The sequence below is a fragment of the Azohydromonas lata genome (genome assembly GCF_034427735.1).
In the GTDB taxonomy this organism is placed as follows: Bacteria; Pseudomonadota; Gammaproteobacteria; order Burkholderiales; family Burkholderiaceae_C; genus Azohydromonas; species Azohydromonas lata.
Genome location: NZ_JAXOJX010000080.1, coordinates 12,400 through 28,338, shown reverse-complemented (window position 1 = coordinate 28,338; position 15,939 = coordinate 12,400). Strand labels below are relative to the sequence as shown.

Here is a 15,939-nt window from a genome sequence, read left to right as displayed (position 1 = left end):
AATGAAGCCGCGTCAATAGAAGTCGTCTGAAATGCCGCCCTCGTAAGCAATGAATTGGCCGCGAATGCTCCCATTGCCAGGCATGTCAGAAGCACCACCACGGCCGAGGCCTTACCAAGACCTGTTGTCCGTTCGGCACTGCGGCCGGAGTTCGTATTCCCCATGCTCTCACCTCCATAAGATTCGCCATGTATCGGCAAACCTGACGAAACCGGGGACCACCTCGACGTTGTTGCGCTCCAGCCCGTTCTCCTAGAACGCATGGATGCGCTCGATGTAGGCGCTACGGTTGGCGATCAAGCGCTCCTAATCGAAGCGGTTCACGACGGTCTCATGGCCATAGTCGGCCTGTAGCTATGAATCGCCTCGGCGATCTGCACCGCGTGCCACATGACCTTCTTCGGTACGCACCCGACATTGACGCAGGTTCCGCCGATCGCATTGGCCACGACCAGCGCACACGTCTTGCCGTACAGGGCCGCCCGGTTGACGGAAGCAATGCCCTCACTACCGCCACCGACGACGATGTAGTCGTAGTGCTTCATTGCGGGGTACCCCGGCCTGTCATGGTGAGCACCATGCGGAACTTGACGTCGCCGGACTTCATCTTCTGGTAAACCTCGTTGGCCTTCTCCAGCGACATGACCTCGATGATCGGGCGCACGCCGGCGAGCACACTGAAGTCCAGCGTCTTCTCGTTCTCGTAGGGCGAGCCGGTGATCGACCCGAGCACGCTACGCTCGCCGACGACCAGATTGCCGGCCGAGACCGGCAGCGGGTCCTTGCCGGCACCGAGCAGCACCAGCCGTCCCTGGGGCGCCAGACCGCCCATCAGCGCCGACACAGTGCCGGAGTGGCCAATGGTGGTCACGATGGCCTGTGCCCCGCCCATGCTCTTGAGCTTGGCGGCGGCATCTTCTTGGCTGGTGTCGATGTAGACGTGCGCACCCAGCGTCAGCGCGTCTTCGGCAATGTCGCTGTCGCGCCCGACCGCGACGACCTTGAAGCCCATGCGGCGCGCGTACTGCAGGGCCATGTGCCCCAAGCCGCCGATGCCCAGGACGGCCACCATGTCACCGGCCTGGGCGCCACACTTCTTGAGCGCGTTGAAGGTGGCGATACCGGCGCACAGGATCGGCGCGGCTTCCTCCGCATTCAGTTCGTCCGGGATCGACACCAGCCCGGTGCTGCGTGCCAGCATCATTTCGGCATAGCCGCCGTCGCAGGTGGCGCCGACGAAGGGTTGGTTCAGGCAAAGCTGAAAGCGCCCCTGGCGGCATTGGATGCATTCGTTGCAGTAGCCGCCGAGACGGCCCACACCCACGCGCTGCCCCACCTTCCAGATCGAAGGGGTGTTGGTCCCGAGCGCGGCGATGCGGCCAACGACCTCGTGCCCGGGCACGCGCGGCGGCTGCAGCATCGGATCGGCCCCTTCGATGTCGGCGGCATCGGCGCCGCAGATGCCGCAGGCCTCGACCTCGATCAGCACTTCCCCGGCGCCCGGGGTGGGCGTCTGGCGCTCCACCAGCTCAAGGGTTCCGGGTCGGGTTACTTGCATGGCGCGGTAAGTGGTCTTCATGGTCGTCGCTCCAACGTAGTCGACAGTTTCAGGAAAGCATCAGCGCGGCAAGGCCGATGCGAGACGATGCAGCGCTTCATCGACAAGCTGCCGAGGGCATGCCAAGTTGATGCGCATGAAGCCTTCGCCTGCGGCACCGAATTTGTGCCCGGGGTCCAGCCATAGCCGCGCACGCTGCAGCAGAAAGTCATGCAGCTCGGCGGGCGGCATGCCGAGGCGGCGGAAATCGACCCACGCCAAGTAGAGGGCATCCGTCGGGGTGACGGTCAGCGGCAGTCCCAGCTCGCCGATCCGCGCGGCGAAATGCCGCTGGTTGCCGCGCACATAGTCGAGCATCGCGTCGACCCATGGCTCGCCATGGCGGTAGGCCGCCTCGCACGCGGCCGTGCCCATCGTGTTGACGAGAAAGACGCCATTGCGCTCGCATTGCGCCCAATACGTCTGCCGGTGGCGCGCGTTGGGAATGAAGACGTTGGCGCAGGACAGTCCGGCGATGTTGAACGTCTTGCTCGGTGCCGTGCAGACGATGGCGTTTTGGGCGATCGCGTCATCCAGCAGGCCCAGCGGCAGATGCCGCTGGCCCTCACCGAACACCAGATCCTGATGCACCTCGTCGGAGACAATCAGGATGCCGTGGCGGTCGCAGATCGCCGCCATGGCCAGCAGCTCCTCGCGTGTCCATACGTTGCCCGTCGGGTTGTGCGGGTTGCACAGGATGAACAGCCGGGTGCCTGGCTGGATGGCAGCCTCGAACACCTCGGGATTGAAGCGGTATCGACCTGCTTCCAGGGTCAGGGGCGCCAGGGCCAGGCGACGCCCATTGGTGACGACGTCGTGGAGGAAATGGAAGTAGACCGGCGTCTGCACGAGCACATGGTCGCCAGGCTGAGAGAACGCCTGGATCGCCATGTTGAGCGCACTGATGACGCCCGGCGATTGCACGAGCCATTCCGGCTTCGCCTGCCAGCCGAAGCGCCGAGCCTGCCACGCCACGGCGGCTTCGCGATAAGAGTCTGGTGTGCCGCCATAGCCGAGCACGCCCATATCAAGCTGCTGGCGCAGCGCGTCGAGAACAGGCGGTGCCACCCGGAAGTCCATGTCGGCCACCCACATCGGCAGCGGATCCGCCGCACATTGCGCGGCCGTGAGCCACTGCCGGGGTCGCGCCCATTTCATGGAGTTGGTGCGTCGCCGGTCTATGGCTTCATCGAAGTCGTACATTCCCGCTCTGTCCAAGTTGGTAAGGTCCACCGTACGGCTGGCGTGGTTCACAGTTGCGCGAATCCGCCATCGACGACGATCTCCGCGCCGAGCATGTAGCGCGATTCGTCGCTGGCCAGGAACAGCACGGCCTGGGCGATCTCCTGCGGCTGTCCCAGGCGGCGTGCGGGAATCCGCAGTGCCATTTGGCGCTTGGTCTCGGCCAGTTGTGCGGGTGTCGCACCTTCCAGCTCGAAGATCGGGGTGTCGATCGCGCCGGGACTGACGGCATTGACGCGGATCTCGCGGTCCAGCAGCTCGCACGCCCAGGAACGCGCGAACGAGCGCGCGGCCGACTTGGTGGCCGCCAGGGCTTAGAAGCTATCCATGCCCACCGCGTTGAGCCAGGCGGAGTTCAGAATCACCGAGGCGCCGTCGCACAGCACAGGCGCCACTGCCTGCATGCAGAAGAACAGGCCCTTGACGTTGACGTCCATCAGCTCGTCGAAGCGGACTTCGTCTGTGGTGAGCAGCGGCGTGGAGAAGGCGACGCCGGCGTTGGCGAAGAAGATATCCAGTCCGCCGGTGCCGAACGTATCGGCGACCTGCTGTGCCATGCGCTGGATGTCGGCGCGCACCCTGACGTCGGCTTGGACCGTGGTGACAGCGCTGCCCAGTTTCGCGCGGGCCCGCTCCAGCCGCGCCGCGTCGCGGCCGGTGACCGCGACCTTGGCGCCTTCGCGCACAAAGAGCTCAGCGGTGGCCAAGCCGATGCCGCTGGTCGCGCCGGTAATCAATGCGCTCTTGCCTTTCAATCTCATGGTCAGTTGCTCGATGGGATATGGCTTGCCGAACGGTTGTCCTCTCGCACGGCGAACGCGGGCAATGCCTGCACGCCCAGGCTCGCGGCTTCGATGGCGCCGGCGACGTAGCCTGGAAACTGCGGCGACCACTCGCTGGCGATGCCGGTCAAGCGGCCGCGCCACGGGCCGAACGAGACCGTGGCGGCTGGGGCTTCGGCGTGGTGGACGGCGCCGTCCAAATCGGCAGCGGTGGCCGTGTACGGGTCCAGCGCCCAGTCCTTGATGACTTCAGCCTTGGGCGTCGCTGCCGGCGAGCCGAACAGGCGCGCGAGCTGCGCGCGGCAATGCGAGCGCAGCACGTCCTCGGGCATGCTCTTGCGCACGCGGGCCGGCACCCCGAAGAAACCAAACAGCGCTGCGCTGCCATTCGGCATCGACGCATCGTGGATCTCGCCCAGCGGCTCGTGCGCGCTTCGTGCTTCTCCGGACAGGCCCTGCTCGCGCCAGAAGGCAGTCTCGTAGATGGCGATGTACTTGGCATGGGGCGCCATCCAAGTGGCCGTCGCACGCCATTGCCGGGCCAGCGCTTGCGGCAAGGCTGGCGAAAATTCAATGCCGTCCTCGACCAGACGCGGCGGCATCGCCAGCAGCACGTGCTCGACGCGCCAGGCCGTGACGCGGCCAGAGGCGTCTTCGCTGTCCAACTCGACATGACGGTCCGTGCTGCGCAGGCGACGCACCGTCTGGCCGGTGAAGATTCGAGTCGAATCCAGGCGACGATGCAGGGCATTGATCAGTGCGCCCATTCCACCCACCAGGCGCATCGAGGCCGGCGAGTTCACGTAGCCACGCATTCGCGTAGGGGACTGATCGGGTGAGCGCTCCACCACCATGTCGCCTGAGTCTTGCTGCTCGAAGCGCTCCAGGCCCAGTTCGCTGACCAACCGGTCCAACTGACGCTGGTAGCCGGGCCAGAACCACGTCGCTCCCAGGTCGAAGCGGTCGATGCCATCCACCACGGTCGCTGTCTCGGCCGCCGGATGCCCCGAAGCGGTGGTGGACGCGATGCGACCTCCAAGCGTGTCGCGTGCTTCAAGGAGCACGTAGTCCGTGATGCCTTTCTGCGCCAGCAAAAACGCGGCATACAGGCCGCTCAAGCCCGCGCCGACAATGGCGATGCGCGCTGTCTGCATGGTTATGCCACCGCTGCTCTGTCGCCCAAGTGAGCGGTCTTGAGGTAGACGGTGGTGCCCCTTGCGCCAGCGGCGATCTCCGGATACTCGCCTTCGGGCAGCCGTATCCAACTGCCACGCTCGTAGGTTTGGTCCCCGGTCACCACGTCCCCGGCCAGCACCAGCAGTTCGGCACTGCCCACCGGATCGGCGAACAAGATTTCACAAGGCGCCAGACGTTGCAAGCAAACCTGCTCCGCGTCATCAGAGAACAGCGGGCAGACCTCACGCCCGCCCTGGCGCCGCCAGGAGTGCAAATCGCGGGTGTCGATGCGCACGCGGCGGTTCTCGCCCGGCGGCATCTGCCAGAGCTTGACGAAAATGATGGCGCCCTCACTGCTGAAGGGTTGATGTGACGAACCCGGCGGGTTGCGCAGATACCAGCCTGCCGGGTAGTGCTCACTGCCTTCGGAGAAGGTGCCCGACAGGACGAGAATCTCCTCACCGCCGGGATGCGGATGGTGCGGGTAGCCTGAGCCAGGCGCGTACCGCACGATGCTGGTCGCGCGCGCCTTCTCTGCGCCCAGCCGGTCCAGCATCACACGCTCAACACCTGCTTGAGGCGAGGCCGCCCATTGGTATTGGCCGGGCGCGACAACAGCGAGCTGTGAGAAGTCTGAATTGACGAACATGGACGTTGCTTGAGAAACGAACGCGGGACCGGTCGGATCGCCGTCGTGGCATCCGACCGGTGGTCTTGGCACGCGTTACTTGTTGGGCAGTGCAGCGTGTGCGTCGAGGACGCGCGCCGAGTAGGTCAACGCGGCGCCCGCGTTCAGCGCAATCGCGACACCCAGGGCTTCGGAGATTTCCTCCCGGGTGGCGCCGTGCTCGACGGCCTTCTTGGTATGAACCGCGATGCAGCCATCGCAGCGCGTGGTGACGGCCACGGCCAGCGCGATCAGCTCGTGGACCTTGGCCTCGAGCTTGCCGGTCTTCGCGGCAGCGCCGTCGATCGTAACGAGGCCGCGCATCACGTCAGGACTGAGCTTGGCGTAGTCGCCCACACGCTCCAGCAGCGCATCGCGATAGGTGTTCCAGTCTTGCATCATGGTGAGTACTCCTGTTCGTCTGAAAATGGCCTGGTGCCCTGGACGGGCACTTGGCCGGTGAAGTAGTTACGCGGCCTGGTAGGTGCGGATGTCCGGAGCGGCATCGAGCAGCGGCTTGAGAGCACCAACCACATCCGCGGTGAACAAACTGCTTGCCAAGTAGGCCTGCGCGTTCTGCTGTGTGTCGAAGACGTGCAGCACCTGCACGTCTTCGTCGCGCACCAGCAGTTCCTTTGACTTCGCACCGGCGATCGTGTTGAGGAACGGCGCCTTGTACTTCTGGTAGACGCCGGCGGCAGCAGCCCGGTTGGCGTCGGCGATCTTGAGGGTGATCTGCAAATAGACCATTTACGTTTTTCCTGTTTAGATGAGTCAATGAACTTGGCGGATGCCGTGCCTCAGTTGCGGCCGGCCATCACGCCGCCATCCACGTCCCAGATCGCGCCGGTGACCCAGCCTGCTTTGTCCGACAGCAGGAAGGTGACGACTTCGGCGACATCCTGGGGGGTGCCGACACGGCCGAGCGGGTGGAAGCTGTTGAAGCCCTGCAGGGCGCTGTGCACTTCCGCCTTCGGGATGAAGCCCTCATAGATCGGGGTCTGCACCACCGCCGGCGAAACCGCGTTGACGCGGATGCGCTTGGGCGCCAGTTCCATGGCCAGGTGCTGGGTCAGCGAATGCAGGCCGGCCTTGGCCATGGAGTACGCCGACGATGGGGTCGCCGCGATAGCCTGCTTGGCCCACATCGAACCGATGTTGACGATCGCACCCGGCCGTTCCTTGGCGACCAGATTGGCTGCGACCTTCTGCGTGATGAAGAAGAACGCCTTGTTCAGCTTCATGTACTGGTCGTAGTCCGCGCGCTGATGCTCCAGAAACAGTTTGGGGAAAAACACGCCGGCCGCGTTGACCAGCAAGTCGATGTCCGGATGCTGCTCGTCGACGCTCTTGAGCAGGGCAGCCAGTCCTTCGTCGCTGGACAGGTCCCCCGTCAGCGCCGCAACCTGGCCCAGAGCAGCCAGTTCCTTGCGCGCCTCCTCGGTCTTTTCCGGGCGATTGCCCACGATCACCGCGCTACCGCCTTCGGCGAGGACCATCCGGGCCGTCTGCAGACCCATCCCGCTGGTGCCACCGACGACCAGCAGCTTCTTGCCTTTGAATTGATTGCTCATTGTGGGATCTCTCTCTACCTGTTAATTGGCAGGTTCCAGTTGAAGAAAAAGCGAGACGGGTCACCAGGCATGCAACGCGAAGAAGGGCAACCCTCCGTCGCGCCGATACAGGCGATGTCCCCACCCGTGCGACGGACTGCGAACCCTTTCGTTAATGCGGCAAGGGCCATCATCGAAGCCAGCGCAACTTGAAAGAGGACCTATTCCTTCCAACCAGCCGGAGTACCCGTGGTCAGTCGCACATCAGATGGTCTTCACCTTCGACACGGTCCAGATTTTTTGCTGATCTTCTTCTCTCGACAAATGAGATAAAGTTTCTGTCACTGAAAGAAAATCTATACCGTCATGAAGTCGCCTGTTCATCTGAACGCCTTGCGCGCATTCGAGGCCAGTGCTCGCCATCAGAGCTTTTCTGCGGCGGCGGCCGAACTCCACGTCACCCCGGCCGCGGTCGGCCAGCTCGTGCGCGCCCTGGAGGAATGGCTGGGCACCCCGCTGTTCCACCGCGGCACCAGCGGACGGGCACGGCTCATCGCTACCGAGGCAGCCGAGCGAGCGCTGCCGGACATCCGGGCGGGTTTCGACAGGCTGACGCTGGGCCTGGAACGGCTCAAAGAGGCATCGGCCAGCGGTGTGCTCACCGTGACAGTCAGCCCGGCCTTTGCCGCCAAATGGTTGCTACCACGCATCGACAGGTTCCAGACCGCTTGGCCCGACACGGACGTGCGCCTGGACACCAGTCTCAAACCGGTGGATTTCGTCGCCCAGCGGGTGGATATTGGCGTGCGCTACGGCGCGGGAAGCTGGCCAGGACTGGTGGCAGACAAGCTGATGGACGAGGAGGTCTACCCCGTGTGCTCACCCGAACTGCTACGCAAACATTGGCGCTTGCGCAAGCCGAAGGACCTGGGTCGGGAGACCTTGATCCACGACTTGTCGATGGACGGCCACGCGGGTTTTCCTTCTTGGGACGCGTGGCTGCAAAAAGCGGGGGTGACAGATGTCGCCACCACGCGTGGCATGAAGATCAACAATTCCGCGGCCGTCTTGCAAGCGGCGATCGACGGGCATGGCGTCGCGCTCGCTCGTAGTGTCATGGCTCACGATGATCTGGCAACCGGGCGCCTGGTGCGGTTGTTCCCGGAAATTTCGTTCGTTTCGCCGCTGGCGTATTTCGTCGTCTACCGGGCCGAGTGTTCCAACTTGCCCAAGCTGGTGCCCTTTCGGAATTGGTTGCTCAAGGAGGCAGCGGTGTAGCGACCGGAAGTACTTCAGACCGAGGAGCCTATCCGTCGCCTGACCTCCCAAGCTTTACTCACGTTGCCGGCACTTCTTTTGCCCGTGCGCCTCAATCACGCGGCGAGGCGACGAGATCATGCGCAGGACGCGCGAGCTCATCGAGGCTGAGGGCTGGCGCGTCATCTACGGCGACACCGACTCGACCTTCGTCTGGCTCGGGCTCGGGCACGAGCACGCGCTGGCCGACGCGGCACGGATCGGCTGCCACCTGGTGCAGCACGTCGACCAATGGTGGCTGGACCACCTGCAGCGCGAGCTTGGCTCGGAAAGCGCGCTGGAGCTGCAGTTCGAGACGCAATACCGGCGCTTCCTGATGCCCACCTGTTGACGCCGACGCCAGAATGAGCCGCCGTGCCGGGAGGGTACTGCGCCGCTATACGTCAGTAAATTACTTGTCTGCTCAACGGCTTGCGTCACTGTGCTTGGCTCAGCAGATCGGCAAGTTGACAGAAATCGGCTCAACTCTCGCCCGGCACCAATACCTACAGCGTTGCAGCGTGCCGGGCAGCTCGTTCAGCAGCCGTCCCGCTGGAATGCATTCCCAGGCTCTTTGTCGCACCTTCGCACCAGGCAACATGCCAGTCCCACTCTTCCTGGCTGTCGATCGGATATGGGCAACAGTTCGCGAACTGTTGCCCGGCAAGAAATCTTTCTTCCCAAGCCCTTCCGTCCATGCACTGCATTCGCATCTGGGAAAACACCCCGTGACCAACCGTCCGAGCCGACCAAGCTTTGCAAGGCTGGGAGCTACAGACAGAGCCCTGTAGCTTGGAGAGGGCGGCGGCCATGGAAGGCAGCCCGTGGCCGCCATGGGTGAGATGGGTGCAGTGGTCTCAGGCCCTGGCGGCGACGATACCGATGGCGCCGCTCTCCTGTTGGCCACCCGCGATGCCCTCACCCTGCTCTTCAGGCGCCAGCCTGAAGCCGACTTTGAGCGTGACCTGGTAGTGGCCGATGCGGCCATTGACCACATGGCCACGCGTCTCCATGACCTCGAACCAGTCGATGTGGCGAAGTGTGAGGGCGGCCGTCTCGATGGCGTTGCGGATGGCATCGTCAGTGCCGGTGGCGGAGGAGCCCACCAGCTCGACGAGCTTGTAGATATGGTTTGACATGGTTTCTCTCCTGGCCGCGGGGACGGTAGATGGCGGTCCCGCGACGGCAGACGCCGGCGAGTTGCGGCCAGCACTCGGGGCAAGCCACCTGCCAGATCGAGCGGTGTCCGCCTCAGAGGCGCGCGCGGCGGTCGGCGGCGTGCATCTGCGGCCCGCCGGTGCATAGCGAGCGGCTACCCAGTTGCCACCCGCTGTACCGTCGCCACTGACTGGACATACAGCCGCGACAGCGGCGCCAGGGACGTGTCGGGCTGGCCTTCCTTTACAGCGCCGGCTTGCGCTGTCCAAGCCCGCTGCGGGTCTCCTTTTTGCCCCACCAGGACTCCTCCCTTCCCCGGACGTCCAGAGCCGGGGTTCCACAGCCCGCCCACCATGACGGGCTGTTTCTTTGTCGCGCCCTCCAACGCTGTGCGTCAGGCAGCTGAGGCTCAGTGAAAGTACCTCTGCTGGTGCAGCCTGTAACGGCCGCGCAGTAGCTTGGCCCGCTGCTCTGAGCACTGGCAGTTTGTGCCGGGATGCACGCCAATGACACGGGCAGAGGTGCGCCCCACAATCTGCACAGCGCGCCCGGCAGGCGGCGATCGAGCAACGACCGATGTGGCGCCACCATCGTCCCGCGTCGGACCTGGGCCTGTCGACGGGCGAGGCACCTTGCGGAGACCGACCCATGATGTCCTCCTCCCACGCCCACCGTCCTGCTTTCAGGAGTGACCGACGTCGTCTGCTCATCGGCGCCGCGGTATTCGGCACGGGGATCGCGCAGTTGCTTACCGGATGCGCGCAGCCAAACCGGTTGGTGACGACGGCAGCTGCCCCTACATCGCCGTCGAAGGCCAGCGCCGGGAGCGCCACCCGCATCGTGCTGCTCGGCACGAAAGGCGGCCCTCGCGTCGGCGGTGCCGGGCGCTCCAACCCCGCAACGCTGATCGTCAATGCCGGCGTGCCGTACCTCATCGACTGCGGCTACGGTGTGAGCCGGCAACTCGTGCGCGCCAACGTGCCACTCAACACCCTGCGCCACGTGTTCATCACCCACCACCACTCGGACCACAACCTGGAGTACGGGGCCGTCGTCTACAACGCCTGGGCGACCGGGCTGAATGTGCCGGTGCACGCCTACGGCCCGCCGCCAATCGCGCAGATGACGCGTGACTTCATGGCCTTCATGCGCTTCGACATCGAGACGCGCATGGCCGACGAGGGCCGTCCCGACCTGCGCCAGCTGCTGGTGGCGCACGAGATCGACCGCCCGGGCTTGGTACTGCGCAACGCCGACGTGACGGTCACCGCCGCCCGTGTGCGCCATCCGCCCATCGAGCAGGCTTACGCCTTCCGGTTCGACACGGCCGACCGCTCGATCGTCGTCTCGGGCGACACCACGTACTCGCCCGAACTGATCGAGCTGTCCCGCGGCGCTGACGTGCTGATCCACGAGATCCTCTACGAGCCCGGCATCGACCGGCTGCTGGCGCGCGTGCCCAACGCGGCGACGCTGCGCAAGCACATGATGGACAGCCACACCGTGTCCGAGGACGTAGGCCGCGTGGCCGCCGCCGCCGGCGTGAAGACGCTGGTGCTGTCGCATTTCGTGCCCGGTGACGACGACACGATCACCGACGCGATGTGGACCGACGAGGTGCGCCGGGACTACGGCGGGCCCATCGTCGTCGGACGTGATCTGATGGAGATCTGAAGACAAGGTCTCAACGTACCTTGCAGTCGGCGCCGAAGAAACACGGCGCCCTCCAGCACAGGAAATCCAGCCGGTCGGCAAGCTGGTCTACATTGAGTCTTATGCGCCCGTTTGCATGCCCGGCGCAGTCCCTTGGAGGTGTTGACCTGTGGCAGATATCTTCCATGACCGGCATGCGAGAGGCCGAACCAAGACCGGTTGGCTCGACGCACACCACACGTTCTCGTTTGGCAGCTTCAATGACCCGACCAGAATGGGCTTCCGCGCCCTGAGGGTCATTAACGAGGACTTGATCACCGGCGGCTCCGGATTTCCGGAGCATGCGCACGATCACTTCGACATCCTGACGTTCATGCTGGCCGGCACGCTGGAGCATTCCGATTCTGCCGGTCACCGGGGACTGCTTCATGCCGGCGACGTGCAGTGCATTAGCGCCGGCTCTGGCATCCGCCACGCCGAGCGCAATCCGTCGCCGGACGTGCCCACCCATCTCTTCCAGATCTGGTTGCATGCCGACGCCGACGATGCGCCGCCGCGCTACCAACTGCTGCGCGGTGCCCTGCAGCCTGGATCTTCTGAGCCCCGTCTGGTCGCAGACCCCGGTGAACAGCAGGACACCCTGCGCTTGCGGGCGCCAGTACGCATCTGGACCAGTCGCGCCGATCCTGGAACCCAGTGTGCTCACGCGCTGGCGCCGGGACGGTTCGGCTGGCTGCAGTTGCTCGAAGGCGTCGTGGAAGTCGACGCGGGTCCAGGGGCCGGGGCGCTGGAACTGCGTGGCGGCGATGCGCTGCAACTCACCACGGTTCGCCAGCTCACCATCAGTCCCACGACGGCGGCCGCCTGGCTGTGGTTCGATCTTCCATAAAGCGCTCGCACTCTCATAGGCGAGACGAGTGAAAGTTTCGCCGTCATCGGCCCGGCCAAGTATTCAGGGCCACCGATAAGGGCACATATAGCTGAGGGCGCTTTTGCGACAATTAACAAATACAGGCCTGGGTTTGACACTATTGGATTTCCCCAAGTCGACCATGGCAGTGCGGTCGCAGAGCCCGGTGCAGTACAGCACCAACGTCAGTCTTGTTTTCCGCTTGTAGACAAAATACGGTCATGGGACGGAGCTGATTGTGAAATTATTTATTCTCGGGAACAAGATAGTTTCGCAGGTACGTTGGAAGTTAAGCCACACTTGACGACATACGAAGGCATGCAACCAAATGGAGTGCCAAAATCAGCAACTGATCCTAGACTTTGTCCAAGTCCAGCTTCTCAAGCTGCCAACACAAAGTACTTGTATTTTGCACGCAATTGACTGGGCCCGATTACACGGTAATTTTGATGATTAAAATACAAAACGATTCCCATCTCAAGTTTGATCCAAGCCGAGCCGGCGAATACGAGCCACAGAGCCGTGTTGCACTGGCCGGCTATGACGCCTGCCATGAGCTTGCTGGCGGCATCAATTGGCCGAAACAGACGAGCTCGCGTACTGGTAGCTGGGGCAGGTGGCGGTGCCCGTGAGATAGTGACTGCTGGAATTCTTGAGCCTGAATGGCAGTTCACCGCGGTGGACCCAAGCGAGCCGATGATGAACATTTCGCGCGCACGGCTTATAGAGCATGGACTACTTGATCGTACGCAAATTCATCTTGGCTACATCGATGACTTGCCTGAACAAGAATTGTTTGATGCAGCAACCCTCATTGGCGTACTTCACCATTTGCCGGGAGCAGAAGCCAAGCAATCAATCCTGCATGCACTGGCCTTGCGCGCGAAACCTGATGCTCCTTTGATTATCGCGTGCAACCAGTATCACTATGCAAGCCAGCCGCTGCTGCTGGCGGCTTGGGGTGAGCGCTGGCGCATGCAAGGTGCATCCCACGAAGAGGTACAAGCCAAACTAGCAAAAATATTGCAGGGCGCAGGTCCGCCTGAATCTGAACAGGCCGTCATCGATCTTTTGGCAGCAGCCGGGTTTAAACAATCTGCAAAATTCTTTTCCAGTCTTTTTTGGGGTGCTTGGATTGCATTCAGGCAAGAATAATCGAGGAAATAATTCACCGTGCCCTACGGCGGCGTGCTACCGTAGATCTTGTACCGAGTGTAATCAAAAGCGGGGCCAGCGGCCTACGCAGGCTGCTTCGCAGCCGGGAAGCTTGTTTTCCAGTGGCACGAGCGCCAGCACATAAAGCTGAGTATGTATGAGGTTGAGCGCTACGTAGCAGGCCTGCAACCATGCAATGGTGCCCTGCCCGCTTCAGGGTATTGAGTCTTATTATTTCATGATCCGACATCGCCATCGGCGACGTTATGTCAAGCATCCCTAATTTCAGCCGCCCACGGGAAGATAAGTAAACCCTCGGTAAAGGGGACTGCGCGTTCTCTGCGCACCAGCGCGCATTTGCAGTTTCGGACGCCGCTGCAGCAGCGTCGCAAGTACCGTCTGCGATTCGAGTTGCGTCAGCGCCGCCCCTAGGCAGACATGCGGTCCGGTTCCAAATGACAGCGCACCCGGATTCACCCGAGCCACGTCCAGTTGGTCCGGCGCCTCATGCCGCCGCGGATCGCGGTTTGCAGCCCCCATGAGAGCAATAACCAGCTCACCACGACGAATCCATTGCCCGTGCAGCGTGAAATCCGTCATTACTCGCCGTCCGCTCCACTGAACCGGCGTGTCGTGACGCAGCAACTCGCGCACGGCGTTGGGCAGCAGCTCGGGTTGCGCGCGCAGCCGCTCCCACTGCTCACGCTCCGACAGCAGCGCGTGCACCGCGTTGCCCAGTAGGTGGCGCGTGGTCTCGTAGCCGGCAAACAGCAGCATCGCGCACTGCGCCAGCAGCTCCGCGCCGTCTTCCACGCTGCCATCGGCCTGGGCCGCGAGCAGCAGGCTCACCAGGTCGTCGCCCGGCTGGCGCCGCCGGCGCGGTAGCAGCTCGCGCTCGAAGTAGCCGGCCAGCGCCACCACGCTGCGCTGCGCGGCACGCACGTCGGCTTGTGTCGGGTTCACCGAGCCCAGGAAGGCGGCAATGTCCTCGCTCCAGGCCGTGAACTCGGCATACACCGACGCTTCCATGTCCATCAGCCGGGCGATCACGCGCGCCGGCAGCGGGCGCGCCACCTTCTGCATGAAGTCGAAGCTCTCACCGGCCTCGTCCAGCAGCTCGTCGATGAGCGCCTGCGTCACGAGCTTCAATGCCTGCACGCGGTCCGGCCGGAACGCCGGCTGCAGCACCTTGCGCAGCCGCGTGTGGTCGGGAGCGTCAAGGAAGGGCAGGCAGCGCGTGAACAGCCGCTGCATCGGCGTGAGTTCGGTGCGGGCGTCAGGCTCGGCCGCGCGCATCACCCAGCCGCCCGTGCGGCGAGCCGACAGGCGCGGGTCGCGCAGCGCGGCCTCGACGTCGGCATGGCGCGTCAGCAGCCAGGCGCCGCCGAAGAACTCCTCGCTCCAGTGGATCGGCCCGGCTTCGCGCAGTGCGCGGTACGCCGGATAGGGGTCGTGCAGGAATTCCAAGTCGACGAACGGGGCCACCGACGCCCGCGGCGCCAGCAGTGCGTTCATTTGCCGACCGCGCCCGACACGTCCAGGTGCGCCTGCACCTCCGGGCGCTGGCCCTGCGGGCGCAGCTGCAGCCGCTCGAAGAGGCGGCGATCCTTCTCGGCCTGCGGGTTGGTCGTGGTCAGCAGCCGGTCGCCGTAGAAGATCGAATTGGCACCGGCCATGAAGCACAGCGCCTGCAGCGCGTCGTCCATCTGCTCGCGGCCGGCCGACAGACGCACCATCGTGGTCGGCATCGTGATGCGCGCCACCGCGATGGTGCGCACGAACTCGAAGAGGTCGATGGGCTCGCTGTCGGCCAGCGGCGTGCCCGGCACGGGCACCAGGTTGTTGATGGGCACCGACTCCGGGAACGGGTCCAGGTTGGCCAGCTGCGCGATCAGCCCGGCGCGCTGCGCCCGCGTCTCGCCCATGCCCACGATGCCGCCGCAGCACACGTTGATGCCGGCGTCGCGCACGTGGTGCAGCGTGTCCAGGCGGTCCTGGTAGGTGCGAGTGTGGATGATCTGCCCATAGTGGTCCGGCGCGGTGTCGAGGTTGTGGTTGTAGTAATCCAGCCCCGCCCCTTTGAGCTGCGCCGCCTGCTCCTTGTCGAGCATGCCCAGCGTCATGCAGGTCTCCAGGCCCAGGCTGCGCACCTCGCGCACCATCTCCGTCACGCGCTCCATGTCGCGCTCCTTGGGGCTGCGCCAAGCCGCGCCCATGCAGAAGCGTGTGGCGCCCTGCTCCTTGGCGGCCTGCGCGGCACCCAGCACTTCGGAAATCGACAGGATCTTGCTGGCCTCGACGCCGGTGTCGAAGTGCGCCGACTGCGGGCAGTAGCCGCAGTCCTCGGCGCAGCCGCCGGTCTTGATGGACAGCAGCGTGGAAAGCTGCACCTCGCTGGGGTCGAAATGCTCGCGGTGCACCTGCTGCGCGCGGAACAGCAGCTCCATGAATGGCAGGTCATAGAGCGCTTGCACCTCTGCCACGGACCAGCGGCCGAGCATCTGATCCGCAACTCTCGCGCGACGCAGGGATGATGCAGGTATGGTGGTAAGTGAGCTCATTACTGGGCTTGATCCAATTCGGGAAAGCACGCGGCGAAGTAAGAAAGTACTGCCTTACATGCTCACGTAATGGGACCACAGACAGACTGTTGCCTCTGCTTTGACGGCAAGGCGGCGCAGCTGTCGTGATCGCCTGAACGTTGCCGCACTTCTTGAAGACACCGTCGCAAAAGAGCCATGAAAAAGCTC

At 64.0% G+C, this 15,939-nt stretch carries 13 protein-coding genes and 4 pseudogenes; 5 read left to right on the top strand and 12 right to left on the bottom strand.

The window, feature by feature from the left end; genetic code table 11:
* Window positions 1-320: 320 nt before the first annotated feature.
* From SM757_RS35665 to SM757_RS29580, 9 genes and pseudogenes are all read right to left on the bottom strand, one after another.
* Complete coding sequence (locus SM757_RS35665) at window positions 321-545, bottom strand: FAD-dependent oxidoreductase (RefSeq protein WP_322468100.1); 225 nt, start codon at window positions 543-545, stop codon at window positions 321-323.
* The gene (locus SM757_RS29615) at window positions 542-1,579 is read right to left on the bottom strand and encodes an alcohol dehydrogenase (RefSeq protein WP_322468099.1); all 1,038 of its coding nucleotides are present in this window, start codon (window positions 1,577-1,579) and stop codon (window positions 542-544) included. Before SM757_RS29615 ends, SM757_RS35665 begins: the two co-directional genes overlap by 4 nt.
* Window positions 1,580-1,618: 39 nt before the next feature.
* Window positions 1,619-2,800: a MalY/PatB family protein gene (locus tag SM757_RS29610; RefSeq protein WP_322468098.1), complete on the bottom strand. Its 1,182-nt coding sequence runs from the start codon at window positions 2,798-2,800 to the stop codon at window positions 1,619-1,621.
* A gap of 47 nt (window positions 2,801-2,847) precedes the next feature.
* Window positions 2,848-3,600 (bottom strand): annotated as a pseudogene (locus SM757_RS29605) (SDR family oxidoreductase).
* Window positions 3,601-3,602: 2 nt separating this feature from the next.
* Window positions 3,603-4,775 carry a flavin monoamine oxidase family protein gene (locus tag SM757_RS29600; protein ID WP_322468097.1) on the bottom strand — a complete coding sequence of 391 codons (1,173 nt, stop codon included), beginning with the start codon at window positions 4,773-4,775 and terminating at the stop codon, window positions 3,603-3,605.
* A 2-nt stretch (window positions 4,776-4,777) separates the two neighbouring features.
* Window positions 4,778-5,446, bottom strand: a complete 669-nt coding sequence (locus SM757_RS29595; RefSeq protein ID WP_322468096.1) for a cupin domain-containing protein — start codon at window positions 5,444-5,446, stop codon at window positions 4,778-4,780.
* A gap of 75 nt (window positions 5,447-5,521) precedes the next feature.
* Window positions 5,522-5,866: a carboxymuconolactone decarboxylase family protein gene (locus SM757_RS29590; RefSeq protein ID WP_322468095.1), complete on the bottom strand. Its 345-nt coding sequence runs from the start codon at window positions 5,864-5,866 to the stop codon at window positions 5,522-5,524.
* Between the two features lie 66 nt (window positions 5,867-5,932).
* On the bottom strand, window positions 5,933-6,214 hold the full coding sequence (locus tag SM757_RS29585; protein WP_322468094.1) for a hypothetical protein: 282 nt from the start codon (window positions 6,212-6,214) through the stop codon (window positions 5,933-5,935).
* Between the two features lie 50 nt (window positions 6,215-6,264).
* Window positions 6,265-7,038, bottom strand: a complete 774-nt coding sequence (locus tag SM757_RS29580) for an SDR family NAD(P)-dependent oxidoreductase (RefSeq protein WP_322468093.1) — start codon at window positions 7,036-7,038, stop codon at window positions 6,265-6,267.
* A 345-nt stretch (window positions 7,039-7,383) separates the two neighbouring features.
* On the opposite strand from SM757_RS29580, the gene gcvA reads away from it, so the two are divergent.
* Both gcvA and SM757_RS29570 read left to right on the top strand, forming a co-directional pair.
* On the top strand, window positions 7,384-8,295 hold the full coding sequence (gene gcvA / locus SM757_RS29575) for a transcriptional regulator GcvA (protein ID WP_322468092.1): 912 nt from the start codon (window positions 7,384-7,386) through the stop codon (window positions 8,293-8,295).
* A gap of 64 nt (window positions 8,296-8,359) precedes the next feature.
* Window positions 8,360-8,659, top strand: a pseudogene (locus SM757_RS29570) (DNA polymerase domain-containing protein); the annotation flags it as partial.
* A gap of 592 nt (window positions 8,660-9,251) precedes the next feature.
* On the opposite strand, the pseudogene SM757_RS29565 reads toward SM757_RS29570, so the two are convergent.
* Window positions 9,252-9,452, bottom strand: a pseudogene (locus SM757_RS29565) (dodecin); the annotation flags it as partial.
* A gap of 670 nt (window positions 9,453-10,122) precedes the next feature.
* On the opposite strand from SM757_RS29565, the gene SM757_RS29560 reads away from it, so the two are divergent.
* The 3 genes and pseudogenes from SM757_RS29560 to SM757_RS29550 all read left to right on the top strand — a co-directional run bounded on the left by SM757_RS29560 (window position 10,123) and on the right by SM757_RS29550 (window position 13,189).
* Complete coding sequence (locus SM757_RS29560; RefSeq protein ID WP_407655814.1) at window positions 10,123-11,145, top strand: MBL fold metallo-hydrolase; 1,023 nt, start codon at window positions 10,123-10,125, stop codon at window positions 11,143-11,145.
* A 148-nt stretch (window positions 11,146-11,293) separates the two neighbouring features.
* Window positions 11,294-12,013, top strand: a complete 720-nt coding sequence (locus SM757_RS29555; protein ID WP_322468090.1) for a pirin family protein — start codon at window positions 11,294-11,296, stop codon at window positions 12,011-12,013.
* A 470-nt stretch (window positions 12,014-12,483) separates the two neighbouring features.
* Window positions 12,484-13,189, top strand: a pseudogene (locus SM757_RS29550) (class I SAM-dependent methyltransferase).
* 285 nt (window positions 13,190-13,474) lie between these two features.
* Here the strand turns inward: SM757_RS29550 and SM757_RS29545 are convergent.
* Entirely contained in the window at window positions 13,475-14,704 is a 1,230-nt protein-coding gene (locus SM757_RS29545) for a cytochrome P450 (RefSeq protein ID WP_322468089.1), read from the bottom strand.
* Entirely contained in the window at window positions 14,701-15,750 is a 1,050-nt protein-coding gene (gene bioB / locus SM757_RS29540; RefSeq protein ID WP_322468088.1) for a biotin synthase BioB, read from the bottom strand. The genes SM757_RS29545 and bioB overlap by 4 nt, the downstream gene beginning before the upstream one ends.
* Window positions 15,751-15,939: the final 189 nt, after the last annotated feature.

What these genes read in the sequence shown, in the direction of transcription:
- SM757_RS35665 (WP_322468100.1), bottom strand. Translation starts at nt 545, where the DNA reads ATGAAGCACTACGACTACATCGTCGTCGGTGGCGGTAGTGAGGGCATT.
- SM757_RS29615 (WP_322468099.1), bottom strand. Translation starts at nt 1,579, where the DNA reads ATGAAGACCACTTACCGCGCCATGCAAGTAACCCGACCCGGAACCCTT.
- SM757_RS29610 (WP_322468098.1), bottom strand. Translation starts at nt 2,800, where the DNA reads ATGTACGACTTCGATGAAGCCATAGACCGGCGACGCACCAACTCCATG.
- SM757_RS29600 (WP_322468097.1), bottom strand. Translation starts at nt 4,775, where the DNA reads ATGCAGACAGCGCGCATCGCCATTGTCGGCGCGGGCTTGAGCGGCCTG.
- SM757_RS29595 (WP_322468096.1), bottom strand. Translation starts at nt 5,446, where the DNA reads ATGTTCGTCAATTCAGACTTCTCACAGCTCGCTGTTGTCGCGCCCGGC.
- SM757_RS29590 (WP_322468095.1), bottom strand. Translation starts at nt 5,866, where the DNA reads ATGATGCAAGACTGGAACACCTATCGCGATGCGCTGCTGGAGCGTGTG.
- SM757_RS29585 (WP_322468094.1), bottom strand. Translation starts at nt 6,214, where the DNA reads ATGGTCTATTTGCAGATCACCCTCAAGATCGCCGACGCCAACCGGGCT.
- SM757_RS29580 (WP_322468093.1), bottom strand. Translation starts at nt 7,038, where the DNA reads ATGAGCAATCAATTCAAAGGCAAGAAGCTGCTGGTCGTCGGTGGCACC.
- gcvA (WP_322468092.1), top strand. Translation starts at nt 7,384, where the DNA reads ATGAAGTCGCCTGTTCATCTGAACGCCTTGCGCGCATTCGAGGCCAGT.
- SM757_RS29560 (WP_407655814.1), top strand. Translation starts at nt 10,123, where the DNA reads ATGTCCTCCTCCCACGCCCACCGTCCTGCTTTCAGGAGTGACCGACGT.
- SM757_RS29545 (WP_322468089.1), bottom strand. Translation starts at nt 14,704, where the DNA reads ATGAACGCACTGCTGGCGCCGCGGGCGTCGGTGGCCCCGTTCGTCGAC.
- bioB (WP_322468088.1), bottom strand. Translation starts at nt 15,750, where the DNA reads ATGAGCTCACTTACCACCATACCTGCATCATCCCTGCGTCGCGCGAGA.